We start from the raw sequence: 1,303 nt of genomic DNA, 5'->3' as shown, positions 1-1,303 counted from the left end.
TGCATGCGCCTGTACCTGGTGCTGCACTGCGACCACGAGGGCGGCAACGTCTCGGCCCACACCTGCCACCTGGTGGGCTCGGCCCTGAGCAACGCCTACTACAGCGTGTCGGCGGCCTTGAACGGCCTGGCCGGCCCCCTGCACGGCCTGGCCAACCAGGAATGCCTGAAGTGGATCCTGGACCTGAAGAAGGCCGTGGGCCAGCCGACCCACGAGAACATCCGCAAGTTCGCCTGGGAGACCCTGAACTCCGGCCAGGTCGTGCCGGGCTACGGCCACGCCGTGCTGCGCGTGACCGACCCCCGCTTCACCTGCTTCCGCGACTTCGGCATGAAGCACTTCCCGGACGACCCGATCATGAAGACGGTCAACATCGTGTACGAGGTCGTGCCCGACGTGCTGCAGCAGCACGGCAAGGCCAAGAACCCCTGGCCGAACGTGGACGCGGGCTCCGGCGCCCTGCTCTACCACTACGGGATCAAGGAATTCTCGTTCTACACGGTGTTCTTCGCCGTCTCGCGGGCGCTGGGCATGGCCTCGCAGCTGGTCATCAACCGGGCCATGGCGACGCCGATCGAGCGGCCGAAGTCGGTGACCACGACCTGGATCAAAAAGCAGGTCGGGGTGTGACCCATCCTGTGTGACTGGGGACGCGCTCAGGGCACCTCGTGTGCCCTGAGCGCTTGGCTTTCGGGCACCGGCGCCCTCCTGGCGCCGATGCCCTCCAGACACCCCTGTCCCACAGGATGGGTCACGTGCACAGTTTGGAGGGGGCGGCTTTCGGAATACGGCGAAATCTGGTATCATTAAGAGGAGCCAGGATCAACTGGCAGGACATTTTCAACAAAGGTGCCGCCCGATGACCTCCCAGCGCATCCGGATGCGGGTTGGGGTTGCCGCCCTGCTCGTGAGCCTCTCCGCCCTGCCGGCCCTGGCCGGGGTGACGATCCACTGCCTCTACGTCGGCCAGGCCGACGCCACGCTCATCGTGTCCTCCAGCGGCAAGACCCTGCTGTTCGACGGCGGCGACAACGGCGACGGCAACAGCGTGGTCATCCCCTACCTGCAGAGCCTGGGCATCGCGACCCTCGACTACATGGCCGCCAGCCACTACCACGCGGACCATGTCGGCGGCCTCGACGAGGTCTACAACGCGATCGGCGTCACCCAGGCGGTCTACGACCGCGGCTGGACCTACACGACGGCCACCTACACGTCGTACGTCAACGCGGTGGCCGCCAAGCGCCACACCGCGGTCGACGGTCAGGTGATCGACCTGGGCGACGGCGTGACCGCCACGGTC

At 66.6% G+C, this 1,303-nt stretch carries 2 protein-coding genes; both read left to right on the top strand.

The genetic code is table 11. The features are described 5' to 3' along the window. Nucleotides 1-630, top strand: a 630-nt coding sequence (locus tag Q7W29_03530) for a citrate/2-methylcitrate synthase (GenBank protein MDO9170883.1), incomplete at its 5' end; no start/stop codon positions are given. A 229-nt stretch (nt 631-859) separates the two neighbouring features. Next, on the top strand, nt 860-1,303 hold a 444-nt coding region (locus Q7W29_03525; protein MDO9170882.1), incomplete at its 3' end, for an MBL fold metallo-hydrolase.

It is taken from the genome of bacterium, from assembly GCA_030654305.1.
In the GTDB taxonomy this organism is placed as follows: Bacteria; Krumholzibacteriota; Krumholzibacteriia; order LZORAL124-64-63; family LZORAL124-64-63; genus PNOJ01.
Note: the sequence above shows the minus strand (reverse complement) of the source record. Positions and strands in the feature narration are given on the sequence as shown.